Raw genomic sequence first — 26,994 nt, 5'->3', positions numbered from 1 at the left:
ACGGGAGTCGCAGGGCTTCCCCGGGTAGCATAGACGCGACATGGGACCCATCTACGATTGCTCCGTTGAGGCCGAACTGCTCACCGGCATGCGTCTCGCCCGGGTCGCGATCGGGCGCGGGGATCTCGTCGTGATGCCGACCGACACCGTCTACGGGCTCGCCGCCGATGCGTTCAACCCCGCCGCCGTGCAGAAGCTCATCGACGCGAAGGGCCGCACCCGGCAGTCGCCCCCGCCCGTGCTGATCCCGGGAATCCCCACCCTCGACGCCCTCGCCGAGAGCGTCCCCGACGAGGTGCGCCGGTTGGTTCAGGAGTTCTGGCCTGGCGCGCTGACGATCATCCTCGCCGCACAATCTTCTCTCCAGTGGGATCTCGGCGAAACGAGGGGAACCGTCGCCCTGCGCATGCCCTCCAACCGCATAGCGCTCGAACTCCTGTCGGAAACGGGCCCGCTGGCAGTGTCGAGCGCCAACCTCACGGGTGAGCCCGCAGCGACGACGGCGGCCGGTGCCGAAGCCATGCTGGGGGAGTCGGTCAGCATCTTCCTCGACGATGGCGAAGGAGGAACCGTGTCATCGACGATCGTGGATGCCACGTCCCTCTCACTCCCGGACGGCAAGCTGCGCATCGTGCGCGAGGGAGCCATCTCGACCGAGCGGATCCGCGCTGTCGTGGGGGCCGATCGATGCGAATAGTCTTCTACCTCCTCATCACCGGGGTCGCGGCCGCCGTGACCTACGCACTGGCGATCGTCATCTGGAAGCTCAGCACGAAGTATCGGCTGTACCCGAAGATCCGCGACCGTGACGTCCACACGAGTCCAACGCCTCGGCTGGGCGGCGTCGCGATGTTCTTTGGGATGGTCGTCGCTTTCGGCGTGGCATCCCAGATCGACAGTTTCAGCATCGTCTTCACCGAACCTGGGAAGGTCCTCGGGCTGCTCGGAGCGGCATCCATCATCGTCCTCATCGGAGTCGCGGACGATATCTGGGATCTGGACTGGGTCACGAAGCTGGCCGGGCAGTTCATCGCGGCTGGCCTGCTCGCCTGGCAGGGGGTGCAAATCATCACCGTCCCGATCTTCGGCCGCACGATCCTGTCGCCGTACGTCCTCCTGATCATCACCGTCTTCGCCATCGTGCTCGTCATGAACGCGATCAATTTCATCGACGGGCTGGACGGGCTGGTCACGGGCGTCGCCCTGATCGCCAACGGCGTCTTCTTCGTGTACACCTATGTGCTGCAGTCGAGCGCCCAGACCGAGTACTTCAACCTCGCCTCGCTCATCTCGGCCGTGCTGATCGGCGCGTGTATCGGGTTCCTTCCGCTGAACTTCCATCCGGCGAAACTGTTCATGGGTGACGCCGGGGCACTCCTCGTCGGCCTGTTGATGGCCGCATCGGCCATCTCGGTGACGGGACAGGTCGATCCGGATGCCCTCAACCAGCCCGACCAGTTCACCGCGTCGCTGCTACCGGCGTTCATCCCGATCCTGCTGCCGTTCGCAGTTCTGGTCATCCCGCTGCTCGACTTCGGTCTCGCGATCGTGAGACGGCTGCGGGCCGGCAAGTCGCCGTTCTCGGCCGACCGCAAGCACCTGCATCACCGCCTGCTCGACATGGGGCACTCGCACCTGCACGCCGTGCTGATCTTCTACGCGTGGACGTTCGTCGTCTCGGTCGGCGTGCTCGCCTACCGATTCGTGCCCTGGTACGTCGCGACACTGCTGATCGTCGTCGGTCTCATCATCTGCACCGTCGTCACCCTCTCACCGCTCAGCAAGCGCAAAGCACTCGAGGTGCGTGCCCAGTCCGCCGGCGATGACGTCGCAGACCCCCGCTTCGACGGCCTCGATGAAGCCGCAGACGAAGACCTTCTCAACGCCGCAGCATCGACCCCCGACCCGAAAGAATCGCCAGCATGAAGACAGCAACCATCCTCGCCAGGGCGATCGTCTACGGAGCGATCCTCACCGCAATCATCGCGATCGTGGGTTCGGTGATCGGATACCTCGTCGCCGGCAATCCCGGACTCATCAGCGCACTCGTGGGAGCCGGACTGACGGCGCTCTTCATGGGGTTCACGGCACTGAGCATCGTGCTCGCCGCGAAGGTGACCCATAACGAGCCGTCGAGCACCCTGTTCTTCGGCATCGTGCTCGGTGTCTGGCTGCTGAAGTTCGTCGTCTTCATCGCGATCCTGGTGATTCTGCGCAACCAGCCCTTCATCGAGCCGCTGGTGATGTTCTTCTCCATCCTCGCCGCCGTTATCGGCAGTCTCGCGGTGGACGTCGTTGCTTTCGTAGGTGCGCGAGTGCCCTATGTCGGCGATGTTTCGCTGAACGATAGTGCCGATGAGACGGCAAAAGGCTAGTTCGTGTTCTACACGGTGTCGAAGTCTTGGTAGAGTCTTAGAGATCGCCCCCCACCTTTCGTCGCCGCGTGTTCTCACGCCCCGATTCTGGAGCCAGCGCTGTTACACCACGCTCTCACCCTTCTCCCCTTCGTCACCGCTGCCGGTCCGGACGACGGTGAGTTCAAGGGACCCACGCTGGAAGACTTCTTCCCGCCTGTCCTGTTCTTCGAGGGCACGCCGTTTGAAATCAACCGCGTCATCCTGATCCGCTTCTTCGTCGTCGCGGTCATCCTCCTGGTCTTCTGGCTCGGAACCCGACGCATGAAGATGATTCCCGGCCGCGGCCAGTCGATCATCGAGTTCATCCTCGGCTTCGTGCAGTCGAACATCGTCGAGGGAAACCTCGGCAAGAAGGAAGGCGCTCGCTTCCTCCCGATCATCACGGCGATCTTCATCACCGTGCTCGGGATGAACATCACGGGAATCATCCCGGGCATCAACCTCACCGGTACGTCGGTGATCGGGCTCCCGCTCGTACTCGCGCTCGTGGCCTACGTCACCTTCATCTATGCGGGTGTGAAGAAGTCGGGCGGCGGATTCTTCAAGTCGGCGCTGTTCCCGTCAGGTGTTCCCGCAGCCCTTTATGTGATCGTGACTCCGATCGAGTTCCTCTCGACCTTCATCCTGCGACCGATCACACTCGCCCTTCGACTTCTGATGAACATGATCGCCGGGCACATGCTGCTGGTGCTCTGCTTCTCGGCCACCCAGTTCTTCTTCTTCAGTGCCGGCGGATTCTTCGCCCTCTTCGGCGCAGGAACTCTGGCCTTCGGTTTCATCTTCACCATCTTCGAGATCCTCGTCGCCGTGCTGCAGGCATACGTCTTCGCTTTTCTCACCGCCGCCTACATCCAGCTCGCGCTGGCTGAAGATCACTAAACGAGCCTGGCACTCGCCAGTTCGCCCCCCTGAAAGGAAACACACGTGGACCCCATCACGACCGTCGCCGAGATCAACGGCCACCTCGCGCCGATCGCCTTCGGCATCGCGACCATCGGCCCCGCCATCGGCGTGGGTATCGTCGTCGGAAAAACCGTCGAGTCGGTTGCGCGCCAGCCTGAACTGCAGGGACGCCTCACCGGCCTCATGTTCCTCGGTATCGCGTTCACCGAGGCCCTCGCGTTCGTCGCGATCGCCGTCGCGTTCATCCCGTTCCCGTAATAATCACCAGTCATAGAGGAGGCAGGAATGCTTAGCGCAATCCTGACTGCGGTAGCGGAAACCGAGGCAGCGCCTAACCCGCTTCTGCCCGAGCCGTACGACATCATCTGGTCGGCCGTCTGTTTCGCGATCATCCTGTTCGTCTTCTGGAGGAAGTTCCTTCCTTCGGTCAAGAAAACACTTGATGCGCGCTCCGAGGCCATCGAGGGCGGCATCAAGAAGGCCGAGATCGCCCAGGCTGAGGCCGCTGCCGCGCTGTCCCAGTACAAGGACCAGCTCGCTGAGGGTCGTGCCGAGGCCGCCAAGATCCGTGACCAGGCTCGCGCCGACGGTACGAAGATCATCGCGGAGCTCAGGGAGCAGGCTGCCGTGGAGGCTGCGCGCATCACCACGAACGCCCAGGCGACGATCGAGGCTGAGCGCCAGGGCGCACTCATCTCGCTGCGTGCCGAAGTCGGATCGCTCGCGATTGACCTCGCATCGGGTGTCATCGGCCAGAGCCTCAGCGACGACAAGCGAGCGTCGACCCTCGTCGACCAGTTCCTCGCCGAGCTCGAAACTGACGACAAGGCCAAGGCAGGCAAGTAATGGGATCGGCAACCAGGGTAGCGCTGGCGGAAGCCCGCACAGCGCTCGGCTCGCTCGACACAGGTAACGCACTCGAGGCAGGGCAGCAGCTCTTCAGCGCGGGTCGTGTCATCGGTGATTCGGCGCAGCTGCGTTCAATGCTCGCCGACCCGTCGGTTGCCGCCACCGAGAAGGGCGCGGTCATCGACAGCCTCTTCTCTTCGTTCGGTTCATCGGCGCGCGCGCTGCTCTCCGGCCTCGTCGCCTCTCGGTGGTCGACGCAGGACCAGCTGCTCGCCGGAATCGAGGAGATCGGCATTCGTGCGGTCGCCCGTTCCGCGCCGGGCGGCCTCTCGATCGAGAGCGAGCTTTTCGCCTTCGGTGCCGCCGTATCGTCCGATGCCGAGCTCGAGTTGGCCGTGGGCAGCAAGCTCGGATCGAACGCGGCGAAGTCCGCTCTCGTGGGTGCGCTGCTGAAGGGCAAGTCGAGCGAGCAGTCGCTGGCCATCCTGAACCACCTGGTGCAGCAGCCTCGCGGTCGTCGCATCGGTGGTCTCATCCGCACCGCGGCATCGATCGTGGCCGACGAGGCTGGCTTGGCCGTCGCCACCATCACCTCTGCGGCGCCGATCAGCGCAGCTCAGGTCGATCGACTCCGCGTCGGGCTCTCGAAGAGCTACGGTCGCGACCTCGAGGTCAACCTGGTGGTCGACCCGAGCATCGTCGGTGGAATCCGCGTGCAGGTCGGCGACGACGTCATCGACGGCAGCGTGTCCACTCGCATCAACGAACTCAGACTCAAACTCGCGTCCTAGTCCCTCAGGGCGCACCACCCCAGCACTACCCGTGTCGTGTCGGCGGCAGCAGCACAGCCGGCACAGGCACCAAACTTTTCCACTGAACAGGAAGACACAATGGCAGAACTCACGATCAGCCCGGACGAGATCCGTGACGCACTCAAGGATTTCGTCAAGGCGTATGAGCCCGGCAAGGCATCCAAGGCCGAGATCGGTCACGTCATCGACGCGGCCGACGGTATCGCTCACGTAGAGGGACTGCCGGGCGTGATGGCCAACGAGCTCATCACCTTCGCCGATGGCACGCTGGGCCTGGCCCAGAACCTCGACGAAGACGAGATCGGTGTCGTCGTGCTCGGTGAGTTCACTGGAATCGTCGAGGGCATGGAGGTCAGCCGTACCGGAGAGGTGCTGTCCGTCCCCGTCGGCGACGCGTTCCTCGGTCGCGTCGTCGACCCGCTCGGCGCCCCGATCGACGGCCTCGGAGAGATCGCGTCAGACACCCGTCGTGCGCTCGAGCTCCAGGCTCCCGGCGTCATGCAGCGCAAGAGCGTCCACGAGCCCATGCAGACCGGCATCAAGGCGATCGACGCCATGATCCCGATCGGCCGTGGACAGCGCCAGCTGATTATCGGTGACCGCCAGACCGGTAAGACCGCCATCGCGATCGACACGATCATCAACCAGAAGGCGAACTGGGAGTCGGGCGACACCAACAAGCAGGTCCGCTGCATCTACGTCGCCATCGGCCAGAAGGGCTCGACGATCGCTGCGGTCAAGGGCGCTCTCGAAGATGCCGGAGCGATGGAGTACACGACCATCGTCGCGGCACCCGCGTCCGACCCCGCCGGGTTCAAGTACCTCGCTCCGTACACCGGCTCGGCCATCGGCCAGCAGTGGATGTACGACGGCAAGCACGTCCTGATCATCTTCGACGACCTGTCCAAGCAGGCCGAGGCGTACCGCGCCGTATCCCTGCTGCTGCGTCGCCCGCCGGGACGTGAGGCGTACCCCGGTGACGTGTTCTACCTGCACTCCCGTCTGCTCGAGCGTTGTGCCAAGCTCTCCGACGAGCTCGGCGCTGGCTCGATGACCGGCCTGCCGATCATCGAGACCAAGGCGAACGACGTTTCCGCCTACATCCCGACCAACGTGATCTCGATCACCGACGGCCAGATCTTCCTGCAGTCCGACCTCTTCAACGCCAATCAGCGCCCCGCGGTCGACGTAGGCATCTCGGTGTCGCGAGTCGGTGGTGACGCCCAGGTCAAGTCGATCAAGAAGGTGTCGGGAACGCTCAAGCTCGAGCTTGCCCAGTACCGCTCGCTCGAGGCCTTCGCCATGTTCGCGTCTGACCTGGATGCCGCCAGCCGTCGCCAGCTTGCTCGCGGTGCCCGACTGACCGAGCTGCTCCGCCAGCCGCAGTATTCGCCCATGCCCGTCGAGAAGCAGGTCGTGTCGATCTGGGCCGGAACCAACGGCAAGCTCGACGAGGTGCCCGTCGAGGACGTGCTGCGTTTCGAGAGTGAACTCCACGACTACCTCGCCCGAAACACGAAGGTGCTCGACTCACTCCGCGAGACCAACGTGCTCTCCGACGAGACGGTCAGCGCCCTCGATGAGGCCGTCGATAGGTTCAAGCTCGAATTCCAGACCGGTGATGGCAAGTCGCTCTCCGGCCCGGGATCTGAGCAGTTCGTCGAGACGCCTGACGAAGACATCAACCAGGAAAAAATCGTCAAGGGCAAGCGCTAGCTCCGGGCGATAGTCACCCAGCCACTCTTCACACACGAAACCAGGGACACACCACATGGGAGCGCAACTTCGGGTCTACCGGCAGAAGATCAAGTCTGCCCAGACGACCAAGAAGATCACTCGGGCCATGGAGCTCATCTCCGCTTCGCGCATTCAGAAGGCGCAGCAGCGGGTTGCAGCATCCGGGCCGTATTCACGCGCAGTCACGCGCGCCGTGTCGGCGGTCGCCACGTTCTCGAACGTCGACCACATCCTCACGACCGAAGCGGAAAACCCCACCCGGGCCGCGGTGGTGCTGTTCACGTCCGACCGCGGACTGGCCGGGGCGTTCAGTTCGCAGATCATCCGTGAGATGGGCGAACTGCGCACGCGCCTCGAGGGCGAAGGCAAAGAGGTCGTCTACTATCTGGTCGGCCGCAAGGCCGTGGCGAACTTCGCCTTCCGCAAGCGTGAATCCGAAGCCCAGTGGATCGGTGGCACGGACCAGCCCGTGTTCGAAACCGCTCAGGAAATAGGCGAGGCTCTCGTCTCGAAGTTCGTGCAGCCGACGGCTGAGGGGGGAGTGGACGAGATCCACATCCTGTTCAACCGCTTCGTCAGCATGGTCACGCAGGTCCCCGAGGTCGTTCGCCTGTTGCCTCTGGAAGTGGTCGAGGGTGTCGAGAGCGCGGACAACTCCGAGTTGTTGCCGCTGTACGAGTTCGAACCCGAGGTCGACGACGTACTCGATGCGCTGCTTCCTGTCTACATCGAGAGCCGCATCTTCAACGCGATGCTGCAGTCCGCGGCGTCGGAGCATGCTGCGCGCCAGAAGGCCATGAAGTCGGCCAGCGACAACGCAGACAAGCTCATCAAAGACTTCACCCGGTTGGCGAACAACGCTCGCCAGTCTGAGATCACACAGCAGATTTCCGAGATCGTGGGCGGCGCAGACGCCCTGAGCTCGGCCAAGTAGTGAAAGACCATTTCGTGACTAGAGAAGAGAAGCCATGACAATTACAGCTCCTGACACGACGTCAGACGCTCAGAAGCCGGCCGGCGTCGGCCGCATCGCCCGGGTCACCGGTCCGGTCGTCGACATCGAGTTTCCGCATGACTCGATCCCGGGCATCTACAACGCCCTGAAGACCACGATCACCATCGGCGACGACTCGACCGTCATCACACTCGAGGTCGCACAGCACCTCGGTGACGACCTCGTTCGCGCCATCGCCCTGAACCCGACCGACGGACTCGTCCGCGGCCAGGAGGTGCGTGACACCGGCGAGCCGATCACGGTCCCCGTCGGAGACATCACCAAGGGCAAGGTCTTCAACGTCATCGGTGAGGTTCTCAACGCAGACGCCGACGGCACGATCGGTGGCGAGAAATTCGAGATCACCGAGCGCTGGCCGATCCACCGCAAGCCACCGCCCTTCGACCAGCTCGAGTCGAAGACCGAACTCTTCGAGACCGGTATCAAGGTCATCGACCTGCTGACGCCCTACGTGCTCGGTGGAAAGATCGGCCTCTTCGGTGGTGCAGGTGTCGGCAAGACGGTCCTCATCCAGGAGATGATCCAGCGCGTCGCCCAGGATCACGGTGGAGTGTCGGTGTTCGCCGGAGTCGGTGAGCGCACCCGTGAGGGCAACGACCTCATCGCCGAGATGGACGAGGCCGGCGTCTTCGACAAGACCGCGCTTGTGTTCGGCCAGATGGATGAGCCGCCGGGAACGCGACTTCGCGTGGCGCTCTCCGCCCTGACCATGGCTGAGTACTTCCGTGATGTGCAGAACCAGGATGTGCTGCTCTTCATCGACAACATCTTCAGGTTCACCCAGGCCGGTTCTGAGGTGTCGACCCTTCTCGGTCGTATGCCGTCCGCCGTGGGTTACCAGCCGAACCTCGCCGACGAGATGGGTGTGCTCCAGGAGCGCATCACCTCGACGCGTGGCCGCTCGATCACGTCCCTGCAGGCCATCTACGTGCCTGCCGATGACTACACCGACCCGGCTCCGGCGACGACCTTCGCGCACCTCGACGCAACGACCGAGCTCAGCCGTGAGATCGCGTCGAAGGGCCTCTACCCGGCCGTCGACCCGCTCACCTCGACGAGCCGCATCCTCGACCCCCGTTACCTGGGCGCCGACCACTACCGCGTCGCTACGAGCGTCAAGGCGATCCTCCAGAAGAACAAGGAACTCCAGGAGATCATCGCGATCCTCGGTGTCGATGAGCTTTCCGAGGAAGACCGCATCACCGTGTCGCGCGCACGCCGCATCCAGCAGTTCCTGTCGCAGAACACCTACATGGCGAAGAAGTTCACCGGTGTCGAGGGTTCGACGGTTCCGCTGAAGGACACAATCGAGTCGTTCGACGCGATCGTCAAGGGCGAATTCGACCACGTCGCGGAGCAGGCGTTCTTCAACGTCGGTTCAATCAACGACGTCGAAGAGCAGTGGGCGAAGATCCAGAAAGAGAACGGCTGATAATGGCCGAACTCAAGGTCAGCGTCGTCGCGGCCGATCACGAGGTGTGGTCGGGCAAGGCGAAGCAGATCATCGCGCGCACCACCGAAGGTGAGATCGGTATCCTGCCGGGCCATGAGCCTGTGCTGGCGATCCTCGCCCAGGGTGAGGTGCGTGTGACCACTGTCGAGGGAAACGTCATCACCGCTCAGGCTGACGACGGATTCCTCTCGGTCGAGAACAACACCGTGACTGTCGTCGCGCGAAACGCCGAACTGGTCTAATCGCCATGTTCGAGCCTTCATCATGCTGATCGCGATGGCTGGGCTTCCCGGATCCGGGAAGTCCACCATCGGGCAGGTTCTCGGTTCCCGTCTCGGGCTCCCCGTGATCTCCGTCGATCCGATCGAATCGGCCATCCTGAAGGCCGGGATCGACTCAGACCAGCCGACGGGCCTTGCCGCGTATCTCGTAGCCGAGATGCATGCTGAGACCACGCTGGCGGCCGGTCGAAGCGTGATCGTGGATGCCGTCAACGCGGTGAATCCCGCTCGTGAGCAGTGGATCAATCTCGCCCAGCGGCGAAGTGAGCCCCTGAAGTTCATCGAAGTGATCTGCTCGGATCCCGAGATCCACCGGGAGCGCATCGAGAATCGTGAACGGCAGCTGCCACACCTCCAGCTCACCTGGCACGCCGTCGAGCAGAGCCTCGAAGAGTACGCGGAGTGGTCGGGAGCCAGCGCCGCTGTCGGGCGCATCACGCTCGACTCCGTGGAGCCCCTCGGTGTGAACATCGACCGCGCCATGGCGTTCCTCGAGTCATAGGTGCTCGTTCTTCTCCCACCGTCTGAAACGAAACGGGACGGCGGGATGGATGCCGCGTCGCTCGACCTCGGCGGGCTCAGTTTCGCGAGCCTCGCCCGGCAGCGCGGCGAAGTGATGACCGAAATACGGCGGTTGTCCCGCTCGGTCAGCGGATCCATGGCCGCGCTGTCCCTCGGCCCCACCCAGCGTTTCGAGGTCGATCGCAACCGGACGGTGTCGACCTCTCCGGTCATGCCTGCGCTGGACCGCTATACGGGAGTGCTCTACGACGCACTCGACGTCGAGAGTCTCGACGCCGGTGCGCGCGAGTTCGCCGACGACCACCTCGTGATTCACTCGGCGCTGTTCGGCCTACTGAGGGGCAGTGACCCCATCCCGGCCTACAGGTTGTCGCATAATTCCCGGCTGCCGGGGTTGTCATTGCGCAGGCATTGGCGCCAGGCCGTCACGGAGGCGCTGGTGGCGACCGATTCGCTGGTGATCGACCTCCGTTCCGACTCCTACATCGCGCTCGGGCCCGCTCCGGCATCGGCGGTCACGGTGCGGGTGGTCTCCGAGGATGCCCGGGGGCGTCGCACCGCGCTGAGCCACTTCAACAAAGCTGGGAAGGGGCGCTTCGCGAGGTCGCTCGTGGAGTCGGGGATTGCGCACGCCGACGTCGACTCGCTGCTGGAGTGGGCGGCCAGCCGCGACATCCGGCTGGATCGTACGGAATCCGGGGTGGATCTCGTCGTCTGACCTGCCACAGTGGGAAGCTGGGTCAGTGCGTCCGCCAGCATGACTGCACGTGGTCGTCGACCATGCCCGAGGACTGCATGAGGGCATACATCGTGGTCGGTCCGACGAATTTAAAGCCGCGTCGTCGGAGTTCAGTGCTCAACGCTGTGGATTCGGGTGTGATGGCCGGAACTTCGGCCATCGAGACGAATTGCGTGGCGCGAGCGGGCGGTGCGAAGCTCCACATGAGTTCATCGAGGGCGCCGGGAGTCTCAGCGATGAGGTCGAGTGCACGCTGCGCGTTGTTGATCGTCGCGAGCACTTTCGCCCTGTTGCGGATGATGCGCTCGTCTCCCATCAGCCGGTCGACGTCCCCTGCGCCATAACCGGCCACGCGATGCGGATCGAACCCGTCGAACGCGTCACGGAATCCGGGACGCCTGCGCAGGATAGTGATCCATGACAGCCCGGCCTGGAACGCTTCGAGGCTGAGCTTCTCGAAGAGCGGAAGGTCACCGTGGAGGGGGTGGCCCCATTCCTCGTCGTGGTAGCGCTGGTATTCGAGGTCTGTGCCGACCCAACGGCAGCGTGCGATGCCATCGTCCCCGATGATCACGCCTCTGTCGAGTGTGGTGCCTGCCGAACTGCTCGAGTCCGTCACGACCGGTGCTCGATGCCCTCATGATCGAGGAGCCACGCCTTGGTGGCGATGCCTTCCCCGGCGCTGAACCCCGTGATGCGACCGTTGGCGGCGAGCACCCTGTGGCACGGCACAATGATGGGGACCGGATTCGCTCCCACCGCTCCGCCGACGGCCCGTCCTGCCGTTGCCCTGCCTGTGACCCCGCCCAGGAAGCCGTAAGAGACGACGGAACCGTACGGCAATCGCGAGAGCTCGGCCCAGATCTTCTTCTGGAAGTCTGTGCCGGTGACATCGACCGGTACGTCGAACTCGGTGCGCCTGCCATCGAAGTACTCGGCGAGTTGTGTCAGGGCGACCTCGAGCACAGGTGCGGTGTTCTCGGGACGATCGCCCCACGGCAGCGACCCGGCGCGCTCGATGGCCAGCGACGTGATGGACGTACCGTCGCTCAGAAGTTCGATGCGACCCAGGGGAGAGTTAGTCCGGCGGAGGAATACCGGGGCGCTCCCGCGTACGGTCGAGCGAGTGGTGCTCGAGTGCTGTGCTGTGGTCATGACACGACTGTAGCCGCGGAATTCGACAGGGCTCTGGCGCAAATCGGACATCGGGGTGAAGCGATCCGAGGCGACGACGGTGGAGGATAGGAGGATGGCTGACATTGAATTCCGTGCACTGGGTCTCGGTGGCCCCCGGGTCTCGACGATCGGGCTGGGCTGCAACAACTTCGGTAGGGCGGGCACGGCCACGGAACATCAGGACGGGACCAACGCCCTCATCTCCGAGGCGATCGAGCTCGGTGTCACCCTGTTCGACACGGCCGATATGTACGGAGGAGCGCCGGGAGTGAGTGAAACCCTCATGGGTATCGCCCTCGACGGTCATCGTGACAGCGTGTTCCTCGCCACGAAATTCGGGCACGACAGCTTCGACATGGGAATCGCACCCGGGGTACCGAAAGGATCGCGGACCTATATCCGGGAAGCGCTGGAAGGCTCCCTGCGCCGCCTGCAGACAGATCGCGTCGATCTGTACCAGATGCATACGCCGGACCCGCATACGCCGATCGAGGAGACGATCGCTGCCCTCGATGAGCTCGTGGAGGAGGGCAGGGTCATCCACTACGGCCATTCGAACTTCTCCGCGAACCAGATCGATGCTGCTGCCGCTGCGGGTGGGCGATTCGTGTCGTCCCAGAACGAATACAGCCTGCTGGCACGAGGCATCGAAAGAGACGTGTTGCCGGCCATCAACCGCCATCACCTCGGGCTGCTGCCGTACTTCCCGCTCCAGAACGGATTGCTCACCGGAAAATTCACGCGATCCGACTTCCCCGCGGATTCCCGGATCATGCGCCAGCGTCCCCACATTGCCGAGAACGCGCACTGGGACGTGCTCGAATCCTATGCGGCATTCTGTGAAGAGCGGGGAATCACGATGCTCGAGGCCACCTTCGGATGGCTGCTCGCCCAGCCCGGGCTGTCGAGCGTCATCGCCGGGACGACGAGGCCCGAACAACTGAGGCAGAACGCCGCGGCAGCGACGGCATGGACGCCGACACCGGCGGAGGTCGCGGAGGTCACAGCGATCTTCGAGTGACCGGCGTCAGGAATCACCCTCGCTGCGCGGTCTGATGTTGATGCTCTGGTTGAGCTCGGTGACTTCGGCGTTGAGCGCGTCGAGCTGCGCGACCAGGTCGTCATACTGCGTGACCCTGTCGGCAATGGATGAATACAGTGCGTCGAGATCCGCCTGCCGCGTGACCAGCTCATCGCGCTGATCGTCGAACTCCCGCTGAGTGAAATAGCCGCCTTCGTCAGCCTTCTGGTTGAATGCGGTGATGTCGGCGTTGAGCGTGTCGTAGCCCGAGTTGTACGACGCGTAGTCGGCATCGATGCTCGACTTCAGGGCGGTGGTCTGGTCGACGATGGTGGTGATGGCGGCCTGGCGCTCGGTGAACACCGCGTCGGACGCGAGGTGGAGCTGCACGAGTGCCTGCCGGTCGGCGAAGTAGGTGGCGTAGTGGGACTCGAGTTCGGGGCTCACGTCGGCGAACTCTGTGCCGACGATGGAATGGAGCTCGTTGAGCCGCTCCCCGGGCTCGGCTGTGGCGTAGTAGTCCAGGGTCTTGACGAATGCGGGATCATCGGCACGCTCGGTGGCCTCGGCTTCGAGCAGGGGAGTGATGGCGGCGCGCTCGGCGTCCGGCATCCGATCCCATGCCGCGTGGAGCATCTCGTGGGCGGCGACGACCTCTTCCAGGCCGTCCAGCCTGTCGTCGGTCACGTTGAACAGGAAGATCTTGCGCTCGCCGTGCACGTAGCATCCGAGAATTCCGACGTCTTCGGTCTCGCTGGCGCAGTGCGTGTCGAACGACTCAGTCGATTCGATGGTCGGACGGCTCGCGTAGAACAGGAACCGCCCTTCGTCAGTCATCGTCGAGCGCTCGGCATACGCCGCGATCGTTGCCGTGGGCTCGTACTGCCAGACGACGAGCTGGTCGCTGACCCGTTGCTGGTGAGTGAGCACCCAGATGCCGGCTCCGCCGAGGGCCAGCACGAGGATGACGCCGAGCGTCGTGAGCAGAATCCGTGCAAAACCGGGTCGAGCCCGCTCCCGCTGCACAGGCAGCGGTGCGGGCTCGAAATCTGTCACGGCAGCGACTCTATCTTGGCGCTGTCACGATCCGGTTACGGCTGGAGGACAACCTGAAGTTCGAAGTTGATCGTCACGTCGTCGCCGAGGGTGAGTCCGCCGGCTTCGAGGGCCGCGTTCCAGCTCACTCCGTAGTCGTGACGGTTGATAACGGTGGATGCGGTCGCGCCAGCCTTGGTCTGGCCGTATCCGTCGGTGACGATGCCGCCGAATTCGCCCGTGATGACCTCTGACTTGGTGACGCCACGCAGCGTGAGGTCGCCGGTCACGGCGAACTTTTCGCCAGAGACCTCGATGGACTTCGACACGAAGGTCATTGTCGGGAACTCGTCGGCAAGGAAGAAGTCGCTCGTGCGGAGGTGAGCGTCGCGGTCCTTCTGGTTGGTGTCGACGGAGGCGATCTCGACGGTGGCCTCGATGGTGGAATCTGCGGGATTCTCGGCGGTCACGATGGTGGCATCGAAGGTCTTGAACGAGCCGCGCACCTTGCTGATCTTGAGGTGCTTGACCGAGAACGAGATCTCGGAGTGGGTCGGGTCGAGCGTCCAGGTGCCTGCGACGTAGCCGGGGAATGTGTCAGTTGAAGTAGTCATAGGTACATGCAATCGCATCGAACCCGAAAGTATTCCCAAAAAGGGTGACGTGTCACATTAATTCTTCGAAAGTTAATCTGGCCGGGCTTAATGCCCCGTCAGAGGGCCCATCAGTCGTGCCGCGATGGACGCTCGACCCGTCACCTTCTCCTCCGCATCGGCGACCGTCATCGCGGTCAGTCCGGCGTTAGCCCCGAGGAAACGCCACGGCTCAGGTTCCCAGGACGGAGAGCGGTGGTTGACCCACGGCAGTGCGACGAGTGCCGTGTCAGCCCCGGTGATGAGGTCGGCGAGGGTGCGCCCCGCGAGGTTCGTCGTGCTCAGACCATCACCGACATATCCGCCGGCGCTGGCCAGGCCGCTGCTCGGGTCATAGTTCGCGCTGGCGTGCCAATCGCGTGCGACACCGAGCGGACCACCCCAGCGGTGGGTGACGCCGGCGTCTCCGATAGCGGGGAACATCTCACCCAGCGTGCGTCGGAGGTGGTCGAACACCGCAGGAACGCGGTCGTAGTCCGACCGGATCGAGCTGCCCCAGTGGTACCGGGCGCCGCGCCCGCCGAAAGCGAAGCGGTTGTCGGCCGTGCGCTGCCCGTACACGAGAAGATGCCGGAAGTCGGTGAAGGTCTGCCCGTGCTCGATACCGATCTCCTCCCAGAGCGTGTCCGGGAGCGGCTCTGTCGCGATCATCAGCGAGTAGAGAGGAAGTACGCGACGTCGGGTGGCGGGCAGCGTCGCGCCATAGCCTTCTGTCGCCACCACCACGTCCCTGCACCGCACAGTTCCGCGGGTCGTTCGCACCGTCCGTGACTCGTAGTCGACGACCTCGGTGCCTTCGACGATGGATACGCCTCTCGCTTCGAGCGCACGAGCCAGGCCCCTGACGAGTTTCGCCGGATGAAGTCGCGCGCAGGTGGGATCGAAGGTGGCTCCGAGTGCGCCGGCCGCCCTGACCCGATCCTGCCCCCAGAATTCGACGAGGTCGACGCCGAAACCTGCAGCCTCGGCCACCTCGGCCCTTGCTGCGTCGAGCTGCACGCCGGAACGCGCGAACGCGACGGTGCCACCCTTGACGAAGTCGATATCGAGACCGATGGATGCCGCAACCCGCCCGACCTCGTCGACGGTATCGATCATCGCCCGCCGCATCGCCAGGGCCGCCTCCCGGCCGTGTGCCCGTTCGAGTGATGCCGTCGATCGCGGAAACAGTGCGCTGCACCATCCGCCGTTGCGCCCTGAGGCGCCGAACCCGACAATCTCTTTCTCGAGAACGGCGATCGAGAGGCTCGGATCACGCTCGAGCAGATACCACGCCGTCCAGAGACCGGTCAGGCCCCCGCCCACGATCGCGACGTCGACCTCGCGATCCCCGTCGAGCGCAGGGCGGGGAGTGAGGTCATCCGGCACCGTGGCATGCCAGAAGCTCAAGTGGCGGAAGTCGGTCACAGGAGTATCTGGCTCAGAGCCGCGCCCATGCCTCGGTCAGCACGGAACGGAGGATCGCCTCGATCTCATCGAACTCAGCCGGCCCGATCGTGAGGGGCGGAGCGAGCTGGATGACGGGGTCGCCCCTGTCGTCGGCGCGGCAATACAGGCCGGCGTCGTAGAGCGCCTTCGACAGGAACCCGCGCAGCAGTCTCTCCGACTCATCGTCATCGAAGGTCTCCTTGGTCACCTTGTCTTTGACGAGCTCGATGCCGAAGAAGTAGCCGGCTCCGCGCACATTGCCCACGATGGGCAGGTCGAGCAACTTCTCGAGCGTCGCGCGGAAGACGGGGGAGTTCTCGCGCACGTGCGCGTTGAGGTTCTCCTCCTCGAAGATGTCGAGGTTCTCCATGGCGACGGCCGATGACACCGGATGCCCGCCGAACGTGTAGCCGTGGTAGAACGCCGTCGAACCGTGCTTGAACGGCTCGTAGATGCGGTCGGACACGATCGTGGCGCCGATGGGGGAGTAGCCACTGGTCATTCCCTTGGCGCACGTGATCATGTCGGGGACGTATCCGTACTCGTCGCAGGCGAACATGTGTCCGATGCGACCGAACGCGCAGATCACCTCGTCGCTGACCAGGAGCACGTCGTACTTGTCACAGATCTCGCGGACCCGTTGGAAGTAGCCGGGCGGTGGCGGGAAGCATCCACCCGAATTCTGGACAGGCTCGAGGAACACCGCGGCCACGGTCTCGGGCCCCTCGAACAGGATCATCTCCTCGATGCGGTTCGCTGCCCACACGCCGAATTCGGCCTCGATGTCGGTGGCGCCCGCCGATGCGACGAACCCCATCTCTTCAGCACGGTAGAAGTTCGTGTTCGGTACACGGAAGCCGCCGGGCACGACGGGTTCGAACATCTCCTTCATGGCGGGGATGCCCGTGATCGCAAGCGCGCCCTGCGGAGTGCCGTGGTACGCCACAGCACGAGAGATGACCTTGTGCTTGGTGGGGCGCCCCTGCAGCTTCCAGTAGTACTTGGCGAGCTTGAACGCGGTCTCCACGGCTTCGCCTCCGCCGGTCGAGAAGAAGACGCGATTGAGGTCTCCCGGCGCGTAGTGAGCGAGCCGGTCGGCCAGCTCGATCGCGTTCGGGTGGGCATACGACCAGAGGGGGAAGAAGGCGAGCTCCTCCGCCTGTTTCGCGGCGACCTGTGCGAGCCGCTTGCGACCGTGCCCGGCGTTGACGACGAACAGGCCGCTCAGCCCGTCGATGTACTTCTTTCCGTTCGAGTCCCAGATGTGGTGACCCTCGCCCTTGGTGATGATGGGAACGCCGTGACCGTCTTCCATGAGCGACTGTCGAGTGAAGTGCATCCAGAGGTGGTCTTTCGCCTTCTGTTGCAGCTCCGCGTCATTCCAGGTGTGACGCGATACCGTGGTCAGATCCGGTTCGGTGATAGTCATCGGTTTTACCTTGTTCCCCAGTTGTAGAACTGTTTTTGTAGTTTCAGGTACACGAACGTCTCGGTGGACGCCACGCCCTCGATGGAGCGGATCTGCTTGTTCAGCAGGTTGATCAGATCGTCGTCGTTCTCGCAGACGACCTCGGCGAGGATGTCGAAGCTTCCCGCGGTGAGCACCACGTAGTCGACAGCGCTGAGCGCGCTCAACTTCTCGGCGACGGCGGTCGTATCGCCGGCGACCCTTACGCCGATCATGGCCTGCCGGTAGAAGCCGAGCTGCATGGGGTCGGTCACGGCGACCACCTGCATCACTCCGGAGTCCGTGAGCTTCTGCACCCGCTGCCGCACGGCGGCTTCACTCAGGCCGACGGCTTTGCCGATTTCGGCGTACGAACGTCGACCGTCAGCCTGGAGTTGCTCGATGATGCCTTTCGACACGTCGTCGAGTTGGATCGGACGGGATCCCGGATGACGCGGCGAAGAGCTCATGAGACGATTCTCTCAGCGTGACGGTGTAGAAACAAGCGATTCCGAATGAGTTTCGGCCCATTTTCGACGAAATCGGTAGCCTGAGGCCGCCGGATCCTCGCATGCTGTGGCGGATGCCGCGCCCCATCAGCCCATAAAGTTAGGCGCATGACTGAGGAACGCGACGACACACGGCCAGCGCCGTTGCGGCGGGATTCCGGTGCATCCACTCCGCCCTCGGAGCGCGCAGACGAGGTAATGGCTGACACGGTGATGACATCGCGACGACCCGTGGCCGACCTCGTGGAACCCCAGCGTCAACAGGTGTCGCGACAGGTGATGGATGCCGCGCTCGGGCTGCCGTCGGGAGATGCGCAGCGCCCCAGCGGTCACTACAGCTTCAGGGTCGGCGAGTATGCCGAGCCCGTGATGCTCGACAGGCCGGCGAGAGTGGGACGTGATCCTCGCCTGTCCCGGATTCCGACCGGCGCAGAGCCCAGGCTCGTCCCGGTCTCGTCGCCCGGGCACGAGGTCTCTGGAACGCACGTCGAGCTGCGCCAGGTGGGGACATCCGTCATCGTCACCGACCTGCGTTCGACCAATGGATCCGTGGTGAAGCAGCCCGGAAGCGTTCCCCGAAAACTGCGTCAGGGTGAGTCGGTGGTCGTCTCACCGGGCGCGCTGGTGGATATTGGTGACGGGAACATTCTCCAGATCCTTCCGATGCAGCGCCTCGGCCAATCGATTGAGAAAGGCAGCCGTGACTGAAATCGGCTCGAATAATTCCGGAGTGGACGTGTCCATACCCGCGAGACCGGAGGCTGCCGTCAGGCTGGCGTGGGCATCTGCGACCGATGTCGGTCACCGGAGGCACGTCAACGAAGACAGCTATGTCGCCGCCGTGCCGCTGTTCGCCGTCGCCGATGGCATGGGCGGACACTCTGCGGGCGATCTCGCGAGCCAGGCTGTCGTCACTCGCCTCGCCGAGATCGACGGCGGGGAGTTCGTCGACCCCGAGCTCGTCGAAGAAGCACTGCTGCTGGCGACGGAGGACATCACGGTCATTGCGCTCGACAGTGAGCTGGGCGTAGGAACCACCGTCACGGGAGCCGTCCTGACGCTCCAGGGTGACGAACCGTACTTCGCCGTCTTCAATATCGGGGACAGCAGGGTCTACAAGTTCGAGGCGAACGAACTGAGCCAGGTCACCACCGACCATTCAGTGGTGCAGGAGCTTGTCGAATCCGGGGCTCTCTCGCGCGAGGAAGCCGAGAACCATCCCGACAGCAACATCATCACGCGGGCTGTCGGATTCAGTGCGCGACCGTACCCTGATTTCTGGATGCTGCCACTGCGCACGGGCCTGCGGCTGCTGATCTGCTCAGACGGCCTGACCAAGGAGGTCAGCGATGATCGCCTGCGCCTTCATCTGGCGGCGGGATTGAGTCCGCAGGAGACGGCGGGGGCACTCGTCGACGCAGCCCTCGCCGCGGGCGGACGGGACAACGTCACGGCGGTCGTGGTCGACGTTCTCGAGGCGCCGGATCAGGTCGACCTGGACGACACCGCACCCCGATTGCGTCGCCTGTAGCACGTTTGGGCGCTACTCGGAATGGGGGGCGCGCAGACGCCCCCCATTCGGGGGCTATAGCGGCTCTTGCCGCTATGGACCTGCCTACAATTGGGAATCCGACCAAAGTCCAGGAGGTGACCGTGGCCCGCCGACTGCCGTCGTCCCCTCCGATCCTGCCCGGATTTTCCCACATTCACGTGCTGGGATCGGGCGGATTCGCTGACGTTTTTCTCTACGAACAGAACATGCCGCGCCGCCAGGTCGCGGTCAAGGTGATGCTCAGCGAAGTCGTCAACGACCAGGTCAGGCAGATGTTCCAGGCCGAAGCGAACCTCATGGCCCAATTGAGTTCGCACCCCTCGATCCTCACGGTCTACCAGGCCAGTGTGTCATCCGATGGCCGGCCCTACCTCGTGATGGAACTGTGCTCATCGTCACTGAGCCAGCGCTACCGCACAGAGCGGCTGCCGGTTGCCGAAGTGCTCAGGATCGCCGTGAAGATCGGCAGTGCTCTCGACACCGCGAACCGTGCGGGAGTGCTCCATCGCGACGTGAAGCCGTCGAACATCCTCACCACGGCCTACGGAAATCCCGTGCTTTCTGATTTCGGTATCGCTGCCACGATCGGCGAGGCGGGGAATTTCGATGCAGTGGGGATGTCGATTCCCTGGTCTGCTCCCGAAGTGCTGATGGACGAGACGGCGGGCACCATCCAGTCGGAGGTCTGGGCGTACGCCGCGACCATCTATTCCCTTCTCGCTGGCCGGTCGCCGTTCGAGGTGCCGGGCGAGTCCAATAAGTCGACCGATCTCATCTCACGTATCAACCGCGCAAAGCCCCAGCCGATCGGGCGAAGTGACGTGCCGGTGGCACTCGAACGGGCCCTCGTACGCGGCATGTCCCGTAAGCCCGATGCGCGACAGGGATCCGTGATCGAGCTCGTGCATGAACTGCAGGCGATCGAATCCGACCTCGGGCTCCCGCAGACCGCGATCGAGACCGTTGTCGATGAATGGGCACTGGCGACGGTGTCGGATCTCGAGGACCGCACCAGGGTCAGGGGAGGCGACTCGCCCGCCGTCTCGGTGGGGGAGCGGCGGCGTCGCCGTCGTGGAGCGGCGGCCAGCACTCCATATACGGGCATCGACACCATCGGCCGCGGCTCACAGTCCGTGCCCAAAAGCTCGGTGGCTTCGGCCCCCAGAGATACGGGAAACAGGCGGGGGTGGATCTGGGTCGGCGTCGCCGGCGCTGCCCTGATCGTTGCGTTGATCACGACCCTCGTGGTCGTCTTCACGACAACCGGACAGAGTGACGTGCCGGTGGTGGCGAACATCCAGGTGACGGAGGCCGACGGTACTGTCACGTTCAGCTGGCAGGATCCGGGCATCAATGAGACAGACTCCTACCGCATCCTCACCGATGACGGACAGTCGAGCATCCAGCGCAGCCCCGAATTCACCTATGACGCTGAGCCGGGACAGCGCGTCTGCATCACGGTCACCGTGAACCGTGAGGGCAAAGACGGTCCGGCGAGCGGTGAAAAGTGCGCAGACACACCGGGATGATGAGTTCGTCATGCTGAGAAAGTGGCTTGCCGCCCACGGGTCCCTCGCCGTGAGTGTGACCAGTGGCGTCGTGATTGCCCCACTCGTCGCGACCATCGCCATCGTCTCCACCGGCTACACGGCGCAACGACTCGACCTCGGCGACGGCTCGGTGTGGGTCGCGAACAGCCAGCAGCAGGCCATCGGCAGGGCCAACCCCGAAGTACTCGAGCTGAACACCGTGGTGGCCACCAGCGGCAATGATGTCGACGTGCTGCAGCGCGGTAACACGGTGCTGCTGTTCGATCGTTCCGAGATCAAGATCGACATCGTCGACCCGGCGACGTCCCTGGTCACCGACAGCGTTCCGCTGCCCCCCGATCAGCCCGAGGTGTTCCTCGCCGGGGACAACGTGATCGTCTTCGCCGAGGGAACCGGTGAGTTGTGGATCGTCTCCACCGAAAGTTTCAGGAACTTCGACGCCGAGTCGGAATCCACTCTCAGCCTGGGTAAAGGGGCTGCCGTCAGCGTCGATCCTGACGGACTGCTCTTCGCATACTCGCCGGTGACTTCACTGGTCTATACGGTCGACGCCGCACAGTCGGGAGCAGTCGAATCGAGCCAGCAGGTGCGACTAGCCGCGGCCGATGCCTCGGTGGCACTGACATCAGTCGCCGGTCAGTGGGCGATCCTCGACCTCGATGCGAACTCTCTCTATCTGGATGGCAGGACGGTGGATCTCTCGGCTCTCGTCGGGGATTCCGGTTCGGTGACCGTGCAGTGGGCCAGCGCGACAGGTGACAGGGTGCTGGTTGGATATTCCGGGGGGCTCATCAGCGTTCCGCTCAGCGGCGCGGCGGCGGTGAATCTCGCCGACGGCCAGTCCGGTATCGCAGCGAGACCGCTCATGCTCGACGGCTGCGAGTTCGCTTCGTGGACCAACGGCACGAGCTGGCGACGATGCCTGGACGGCGGCGGTGACGGCACGACGGCCACTCTCGAATCCGTGACGGCAAACGCCCAGCTCGCGTTCGTCACCAACGGCGATAGTGCGGTGCTCAACGATCGGCGCACGGGCCGGACCTGGGCGGTTCAGCGAGAAGGCCAGCTGATCAATAACTGGGATGACCTCATCGCTACGGACGACCAGCAACCCGAGGAGCAGCAGAACGACGACTCACTCCAGCCGGAGGTCGAGAAGGTGCAGGAGCCGCCGGTCGCCATCGACGACGCCTTCGGCGCCCGCCCGGGCCGGGCCACTGTGCTGCCCGTGCTGCTCAACGACTACGACCCCAACGGTGATGTGCTCGTCGTCGGTGACCTCGCACCTATCGACGAATCGATCGGACGGATCGACCTCATCAACGAGCGCCAGCAGGTGCAGCTGACGCTCAATGCCAACGCGACCGGGCAGATCTCCTTCCCCTACTCGATCACGGACGGGCGCGGCGGCACGGCCTCGGCGACAGTAGTGGTGACGGTTCGCGCTGCGGGAGAGAACTCTCCTCCGGCGCAGGTCCGGTCGACGAAGACGGTCGTCGTCGAGGGCGGCCGGGTGACGACGCAGGTGCTCGCGGACTGGATCGACCCGGACGGCGATGCCTTCTATCTCACCAGCGCCAGTGTGGCGGCCCCCGCATCCGTGACTTACAAGCCCAACGGCACAGTGACGTACTCTGACGCAGGCTCGGGCAGCGACCTCGCGATCATCCCCCTGCTCGTCTCCGACGGTTCCGCGGAGGGCACCGGCTCATTGTCCGTGTCGATCAAGGCGTCAGGCGACGTCGACATCATCGCCGATCCCTTCGTCGTGCTCGTGTCGGCCGGTGAAGAGAAGACGATCTCACCGCTCGATCACGTGCGCGGAGGTTCAGGCATCCTGAGACTCAACAGCGTGCCCGCAAAACCCGATGTGACCATCACTCCGAGCTATGAGACCGGCACCTTCCGATTCACGAGCAGCCAGGTGCGCAGCCACTACCTGGAGTACGTGGTCACCGACGGGAAGCTCACGGTTACCGGGCTGGTGCGGGTCGATGTCGTCGCGCCGCCCGAGGCGAATACCAAGCCCATTACTGTGCCGAAAACAGTCTTTGTGAGAGCCCTGCAGAACGAGCGGATCGATGTGGCGTCCACGGATGTGGATCCTGCGGGCGGGGTGCTGCTCGTGACCGGGCTCATGAACCTGCCGAGCAACTCCGGCGTGCGGGCGGAGATCCTCGACCAGCGCGTGGTCAGGGTCAGCCTCGATCGACCTCTCGACAACGGTCCTGTGTCATTTAATTACCGGATCAGCAACGGCCTCGCCGAGGCCGAGGGCGTCATCACCGTGATCGAGATACCGGCGCTGACTCGCATCCAGCCCCCGATCGCCAACGATGACAACGTCACCGTGCGAGTGGGGGACGCGATCGACATCCCCGTGCTCACCAACGATGAGCATCCCGACGGTCTCCCGCTCGCTCTTCAGCCCGTGCTCGACCAGGCCCTCCCCGAGAACTCCGGATTGCTGTTCGCCTCGGATCGGGTGCTGCGGTACCTGGCTCCCAACAAGACCGGGAATTTCACCGCTGCCTATCGCGTGACAGGCCCCGATGGCCAGGCCGCGACGGGCCTCGTGCGCATCTCGGTGCGCGAGGCAGATGCGGCCACGAATAATGCCCCGGTGCCGACGACGGTCACGGCGCGGGCGATCGCCGGGGAGAGTGTTCGCGTGCGTATTCCGCTGAGCGGCATCGACCCCGACGGGGATTCGGTGCAGCTGTTGGGGCAGTCCACGAATCCCGATAAGGGATCGGTCTCCGCGGTCGAAGACGACACTTTCGTGTACGAGGCTGGCGATTATTCCGCCGGCACTGATTCGTTCACGTACACGGTGATCGATTCCCTGGGAGCCCGGGCAACAGGGATCGTACGGATCGGCATCAGCCCGAGGCTCGAGGGAGCACGGAACCCTGTCGCGATCGCGGACGAGGTCACGGTGCGCCCCGGTGTCACGGTGTCCGTCCAGGCGCTCGTCAACGATTCCGACCCTGACGGAAGCCCCCTGACCATCACCACGGTGCTCCCGAACGACGCGCTCACCACCGCCGTCATCGTGGGCACCGATGTCGTCGACATCACGCCCCCCAGTGTCCCTGGCAGCTATGGCGTGATCTACACGATCGAGAACGATAAGGGCGGCACGAGCCAGAACTTCATCAGGGTCATCGTCGATCCCGACGCCCCGCTCTCGTATCCGATCGCGACAGACAGCATCCTGACCCTGTCTGACGTGCTCGATCGCCCGAGGGTCACCGTCGATGTGTTGGCCAACGTGTTCTTCGCCGACGGCGATTCCCGGTCTCTCGGGCTGTCGGTGTACCCGGGTTACTCCGCCAACGCGAGGGTCACCTCGGATAAACGCATCGAGGTGACGGTCACCGCACAGAGCCAGATCATCCCGTTCAGGCTGACGCATCCCGACGACCCGAACATCTTCAGCTTCGCGTTTATCAGGGTGCCCGGTCTGGATGACGCCCTTCCCCAGCTCGATCGCCGCGCGCCCGCGCTCAGGGTGGTCAGCGAGTCCGAACTCACGATCGACATCAACGATTACGTGATCGCGGTAGGGGGAAAGCAGGTCAGGCTGACGGACTCGAGCACCGTGCAGGCAACCCATTCGAACGGGCGCAGCCTCGTGACCGACCAGTTCACCCTGCGGTTCACCTCGGCTGACAGGTACTTCGGGCCCGCGTCGATCTCGTTCGAGGTAACGGATGGAACATCCGCAAGCGATCCCAACGGTCGGAAGTCGATCCTCGTGCTGCCGATCACCGTATCGCCGCGGACCAACCAGCCTCCGGAATTCGGTGGAGCCGTCATCGAGTTCGAGCCCGGTGAGGAACGGGATATCGATCTCCTCAGGCTGACGAACTACCCGTATCCCGACGACATCGACGAGCTGGTGTATTCGATCCTGGCCCCGCAGCCTGAGGGGTTCCGCGCCGTTCTCAACGGGACGATCCTCACCCTGCGAGCGGCAGAGAACGCTCGAAAGGGCACGGTGAGCACAGTCGCTCTGGGAGTGCGCGACGACGTCACGCAGGGTGGCTCAGGTCGGATACAGCTCACCATCGTTCCGTCGACCCGACCACTTTTGGTCCCGGCTGCCGACAGGGGCGTCGCTCGCCGCGGTGCCACCACCACCGTGGATGTCCTGGCCAACGACGCCGCGACCAACCCGTTCCCCGGCACGCCGATCCGCGTCGTCAACATCAGGGGACTGGATGGCGCCTCCCTGCCTGCTGGCATCACCATCACCCCGAACGCAGACAACTCGAGGCTCGCCGTCACCGTCGCGAGGAGCGCACTCCCGGGAGATGTCACCCTGCAGTACCAGGTGGCGGATTCCACGAACGATTCGGATCGGTACGTCTGGGGATCGATCACCGTCTCAGTCCAGGACCGACCGGATCCGGTCGCGAATGTCGCGCCCACCGGCTTCGGTGACAGGTCCATCACGATGCGGTGGAACGCCGGTGCCTTCAATAACTCACCGATCACGGCATATCGGGTCACAGCATCATCGGGCGACAGCATCGTATCGTCGACGGACTGCTCCGGAACCACGTGTTCGATTCCCACAGCGGGTAACGGCCCGGCGAATGCCGTCACGGTGGCGGTGGTCGCCGTCAACGCGATCGGAGAATCCGACCCGACAGTGCTCGCGGATGCCGTCTGGTCTGACCTCATTCCCGAAGCTCCGACATCGTTCAGTTCGGTTGCCCTCGATCGTGGCCTGAGCATTTCGTGGAATGCGGTGTCGTCCCCGGCTGGCGCGTCACCGGTGGACCGGTACCGGCTGAACGTGGGCGGATTCACGGGAGACTTCTCACCGGCGGCGATCTGCGCCAACGGTACCTGCACCGTCAACACCCTGTCTGCCGGATGGACTCTCGACAACGGGGTTGCCGTCACCTACACGGTCAGTCCGCGCAATGCCGCGCTCACGGCCCTCTCGGTGTGGAACACGAGCGAGCCCCGCTCCGACATCCCTGCCGGTCCGCCGATTGCTGCAGGGTCGCCGCTGGCCACGGTGACCGGTGATGCGAGCGTGCGACTGGACTGGCCGGGGATCTTCGGCGACAACGGTCGACAGATCACGGGATATCGGGCTGCCGCCTACACGGGCGCGGCTCCCACGTGTGCGCCCGACGGCTCGGTGACAGCGAACGGCGCCATCGTGATCGATGCCGGGACCGGGACGTCCGCACAGTTCTCCGGATTGCAGGCCAATGCGACATACTCGCTGCTCGTGTTCGCCAGAAATGCGCAGGGTTGCACGGCGAGTCCCTCTGTGGTCGCCCGCACAGCTCCCGGCGTGATCACGGCCATCGATCGCGGGACGGGCCCCGTGGCCAACGGCGACGTGTTCGACTTCCAGCTCCTCGGCGGATCCATCGGGGCCGAACCGCTGACGAGCGACTATTCGATCATCTACAGGTTGATCGGACCGACGGTTCCCGCGACCGAATCCGGGAGGGTCCCGCTGGGTTCCTTCCTGGTCACCGACAACCTGCAGTACGGGCAGAACATCGCCGTACAGGTCCGGGCCTGCCGCAACTGGGATTCCGTTGCCCTGTGCCAGTCCTCGTGGTCGGAGCCGTTCGACCTCGGCACGCCGGTGGATCCGCGGGTGACGGGTCAACTGACATTCGTCCCCGACGATGCGGTGTTGTCGAAATCGGGCACGTTCCAGTGGGATGGGCTGCCGGTTGGTTACTCGCTCGTCGAATATGCCTGCGGAGCACCACCCCGCGAGTTCTTCCCGGCAGGAACGGCGACGACCTGTCATGCTGACGCGAACCCGGTCGAAGATCCGAAACTCATCATCCGGGTCGCGGCCAACGGCACGACATACTCGAAGACCTACAACGCGTCTGACTATGACTGACA

At 64.1% G+C, this 26,994-nt stretch carries 25 protein-coding genes; 18 read left to right on the top strand and 7 right to left on the bottom strand.

Annotation, left to right across the window (positions count from 1 at the left end; all coding sequences use genetic code 11):
* The first annotated feature begins 40 nt into the window (after nucleotides 1–40).
* The 13 genes from IWX81_RS04825 (at nucleotide 41) to IWX81_RS04765 (ending at nucleotide 10,707) form a co-directional block, all read left to right on the top strand.
* Nucleotides 41–697, top strand: a complete 657-nt coding sequence (locus IWX81_RS04825; RefSeq protein ID WP_199280077.1) for an L-threonylcarbamoyladenylate synthase — start codon at nucleotides 41–43, stop codon at nucleotides 695–697.
* Complete coding sequence (locus tag IWX81_RS04820; protein ID WP_442977630.1) at nucleotides 694–1,926, top strand: MraY family glycosyltransferase; 1,233 nt, start codon at nucleotides 694–696, stop codon at nucleotides 1,924–1,926. Before IWX81_RS04825 ends, IWX81_RS04820 begins: the two co-directional genes overlap by 4 nt.
* On the top strand, nucleotides 1,923–2,375 hold the full coding sequence (locus IWX81_RS04815) for a hypothetical protein (RefSeq protein ID WP_199280075.1): 453 nt from the start codon (nucleotides 1,923–1,925) through the stop codon (nucleotides 2,373–2,375). Before IWX81_RS04820 ends, IWX81_RS04815 begins: the two co-directional genes overlap by 4 nt.
* Nucleotides 2,376–2,474: 99 nt before the next feature.
* Entirely contained in the window at nucleotides 2,475–3,296 is an 822-nt protein-coding gene (atpB, locus tag IWX81_RS04810; protein WP_442977629.1) for a F0F1 ATP synthase subunit A, read from the top strand.
* Nucleotides 3,297–3,341: 45 nt separating this feature from the next.
* Nucleotides 3,342–3,578 carry an ATP synthase F0 subunit C gene (gene atpE, locus IWX81_RS04805; protein WP_097060645.1) on the top strand — a complete coding sequence of 79 codons (237 nt, stop codon included), beginning with the start codon at nucleotides 3,342–3,344 and terminating at the stop codon, nucleotides 3,576–3,578.
* Nucleotides 3,579–3,605: 27 nt separating this feature from the next.
* The gene (locus IWX81_RS04800) at nucleotides 3,606–4,166 is read left to right on the top strand and encodes a F0F1 ATP synthase subunit B (protein WP_199280074.1); all 561 of its coding nucleotides are present in this window, start codon (nucleotides 3,606–3,608) and stop codon (nucleotides 4,164–4,166) included.
* A complete protein-coding gene (locus tag IWX81_RS04795) occupies nucleotides 4,166–4,960 on the top strand; it encodes a F0F1 ATP synthase subunit delta (protein ID WP_199280073.1) in 795 nt (264 codons plus the stop codon). Before IWX81_RS04800 ends, IWX81_RS04795 begins: the two co-directional genes overlap by 1 nt.
* A 99-nt stretch (nucleotides 4,961–5,059) precedes the next feature.
* Nucleotides 5,060–6,697 carry a F0F1 ATP synthase subunit alpha gene (atpA, locus tag IWX81_RS04790; RefSeq protein WP_199280072.1) on the top strand — a complete coding sequence of 546 codons (1,638 nt, stop codon included), beginning with the start codon at nucleotides 5,060–5,062 and terminating at the stop codon, nucleotides 6,695–6,697.
* 55 nt (nucleotides 6,698–6,752) lie between these two features.
* Complete coding sequence (locus IWX81_RS04785) at nucleotides 6,753–7,652, top strand: F0F1 ATP synthase subunit gamma (RefSeq protein ID WP_199280071.1); 900 nt, start codon at nucleotides 6,753–6,755, stop codon at nucleotides 7,650–7,652.
* 34 nt (nucleotides 7,653–7,686) lie between these two features.
* Nucleotides 7,687–9,165, top strand: coding sequence for a F0F1 ATP synthase subunit beta (atpD, locus tag IWX81_RS04780; RefSeq protein ID WP_199280070.1), 1,479 nt, complete (start codon nucleotides 7,687–7,689; stop codon nucleotides 9,163–9,165).
* Between the two features lie 2 nt (nucleotides 9,166–9,167).
* A complete protein-coding gene (locus tag IWX81_RS04775; RefSeq protein WP_199280069.1) occupies nucleotides 9,168–9,428 on the top strand; it encodes a F0F1 ATP synthase subunit epsilon in 261 nt (86 codons plus the stop codon).
* 22 nt (nucleotides 9,429–9,450) lie between these two features.
* Nucleotides 9,451–9,969, top strand: coding sequence for an AAA family ATPase (locus tag IWX81_RS04770; protein WP_199280068.1), 519 nt, complete (start codon nucleotides 9,451–9,453; stop codon nucleotides 9,967–9,969).
* A complete protein-coding gene (locus IWX81_RS04765; RefSeq protein WP_199280067.1) occupies nucleotides 9,970–10,707 on the top strand; it encodes a YaaA family protein in 738 nt (245 codons plus the stop codon).
* 22 nt (nucleotides 10,708–10,729) lie between these two features.
* Here the strand turns inward: IWX81_RS04765 and IWX81_RS04760 are convergent, their stop codons facing one another.
* Both IWX81_RS04760 and IWX81_RS04755 read right to left on the bottom strand, forming a co-directional pair.
* Complete coding sequence (locus tag IWX81_RS04760) at nucleotides 10,730–11,347, bottom strand: DNA-3-methyladenine glycosylase I (protein ID WP_334593074.1); 618 nt, start codon at nucleotides 11,345–11,347, stop codon at nucleotides 10,730–10,732.
* Entirely contained in the window at nucleotides 11,344–11,883 is a 540-nt protein-coding gene (locus IWX81_RS04755; RefSeq protein WP_199280066.1) for a methylated-DNA--[protein]-cysteine S-methyltransferase, read from the bottom strand. The genes IWX81_RS04760 and IWX81_RS04755 overlap by 4 nt, the downstream gene beginning before the upstream one ends.
* A 94-nt stretch (nucleotides 11,884–11,977) precedes the next feature.
* On the opposite strand from IWX81_RS04755, the gene IWX81_RS04750 reads away from it, so the two are divergent.
* The gene (locus tag IWX81_RS04750; protein ID WP_199280065.1) at nucleotides 11,978–12,925 is read left to right on the top strand and encodes an aldo/keto reductase; all 948 of its coding nucleotides are present in this window, start codon (nucleotides 11,978–11,980) and stop codon (nucleotides 12,923–12,925) included.
* A 6-nt stretch (nucleotides 12,926–12,931) separates the two neighbouring features.
* On the opposite strand, the gene IWX81_RS04745 is transcribed toward IWX81_RS04750, so the two are convergent.
* The 5 genes from IWX81_RS04745 to IWX81_RS04725 form a co-directional block, all read right to left on the bottom strand.
* The gene (locus IWX81_RS04745) at nucleotides 12,932–13,981 is read right to left on the bottom strand and encodes a hypothetical protein (RefSeq protein WP_334593072.1); all 1,050 of its coding nucleotides are present in this window, start codon (nucleotides 13,979–13,981) and stop codon (nucleotides 12,932–12,934) included.
* A 35-nt stretch (nucleotides 13,982–14,016) separates the two neighbouring features.
* Nucleotides 14,017–14,574: a YceI family protein gene (locus IWX81_RS04740; RefSeq protein ID WP_199280064.1), complete on the bottom strand. Its 558-nt coding sequence runs from the start codon at nucleotides 14,572–14,574 to the stop codon at nucleotides 14,017–14,019.
* A gap of 87 nt (nucleotides 14,575–14,661) precedes the next feature.
* On the bottom strand, nucleotides 14,662–16,020 hold the full coding sequence (locus tag IWX81_RS04735; protein WP_199280063.1) for an NAD(P)/FAD-dependent oxidoreductase: 1,359 nt from the start codon (nucleotides 16,018–16,020) through the stop codon (nucleotides 14,662–14,664).
* Nucleotides 16,021–16,033: 13 nt separating this feature from the next.
* A complete protein-coding gene (locus tag IWX81_RS04730; RefSeq protein WP_199280062.1) occupies nucleotides 16,034–17,470 on the bottom strand; it encodes an aspartate aminotransferase family protein in 1,437 nt (478 codons plus the stop codon).
* A gap of 5 nt (nucleotides 17,471–17,475) precedes the next feature.
* Entirely contained in the window at nucleotides 17,476–17,958 is a 483-nt protein-coding gene (locus IWX81_RS04725; RefSeq protein WP_199280061.1) for an Lrp/AsnC family transcriptional regulator, read from the bottom strand.
* 147 nt (nucleotides 17,959–18,105) lie between these two features.
* Here IWX81_RS04725 and IWX81_RS04720 point away from each other — a divergent pair, with 147 nt between their 5' ends.
* The 4 genes from IWX81_RS04720 to IWX81_RS04705 all read left to right on the top strand — a co-directional run bounded on the left by IWX81_RS04720 (nucleotide 18,106) and on the right by IWX81_RS04705 (nucleotide 26,992).
* Complete coding sequence (locus IWX81_RS04720) at nucleotides 18,106–18,705, top strand: FHA domain-containing protein (protein WP_199280060.1); 600 nt, start codon at nucleotides 18,106–18,108, stop codon at nucleotides 18,703–18,705.
* Nucleotides 18,698–19,528 carry a PP2C family protein-serine/threonine phosphatase gene (locus IWX81_RS04715; protein WP_199280059.1) on the top strand — a complete coding sequence of 277 codons (831 nt, stop codon included), beginning with the start codon at nucleotides 18,698–18,700 and terminating at the stop codon, nucleotides 19,526–19,528. The genes IWX81_RS04720 and IWX81_RS04715 overlap by 8 nt, the downstream gene beginning before the upstream one ends.
* A 116-nt stretch (nucleotides 19,529–19,644) precedes the next feature.
* Nucleotides 19,645–21,078: a serine/threonine-protein kinase gene (locus IWX81_RS04710; RefSeq protein ID WP_334593069.1), complete on the top strand. Its 1,434-nt coding sequence runs from the start codon at nucleotides 19,645–19,647 to the stop codon at nucleotides 21,076–21,078.
* 10 nt (nucleotides 21,079–21,088) lie between these two features.
* A complete protein-coding gene (locus IWX81_RS04705) occupies nucleotides 21,089–26,992 on the top strand; it encodes an Ig-like domain-containing protein (protein WP_199280058.1) in 5,904 nt (1,967 codons plus the stop codon).
* Nucleotides 26,993–26,994 lie beyond the last annotated feature (2 nt).

The organism is Salinibacterium sp. CAN_S4, assembly GCF_015752305.1.
Classification (GTDB): domain Bacteria; phylum Actinomycetota; class Actinomycetes; order Actinomycetales; family Microbacteriaceae; genus Rhodoglobus.
The sequence above is the reverse complement of the archived record's forward strand: the minus strand, read 5'-3'. Positions and strand labels throughout refer to the sequence as shown.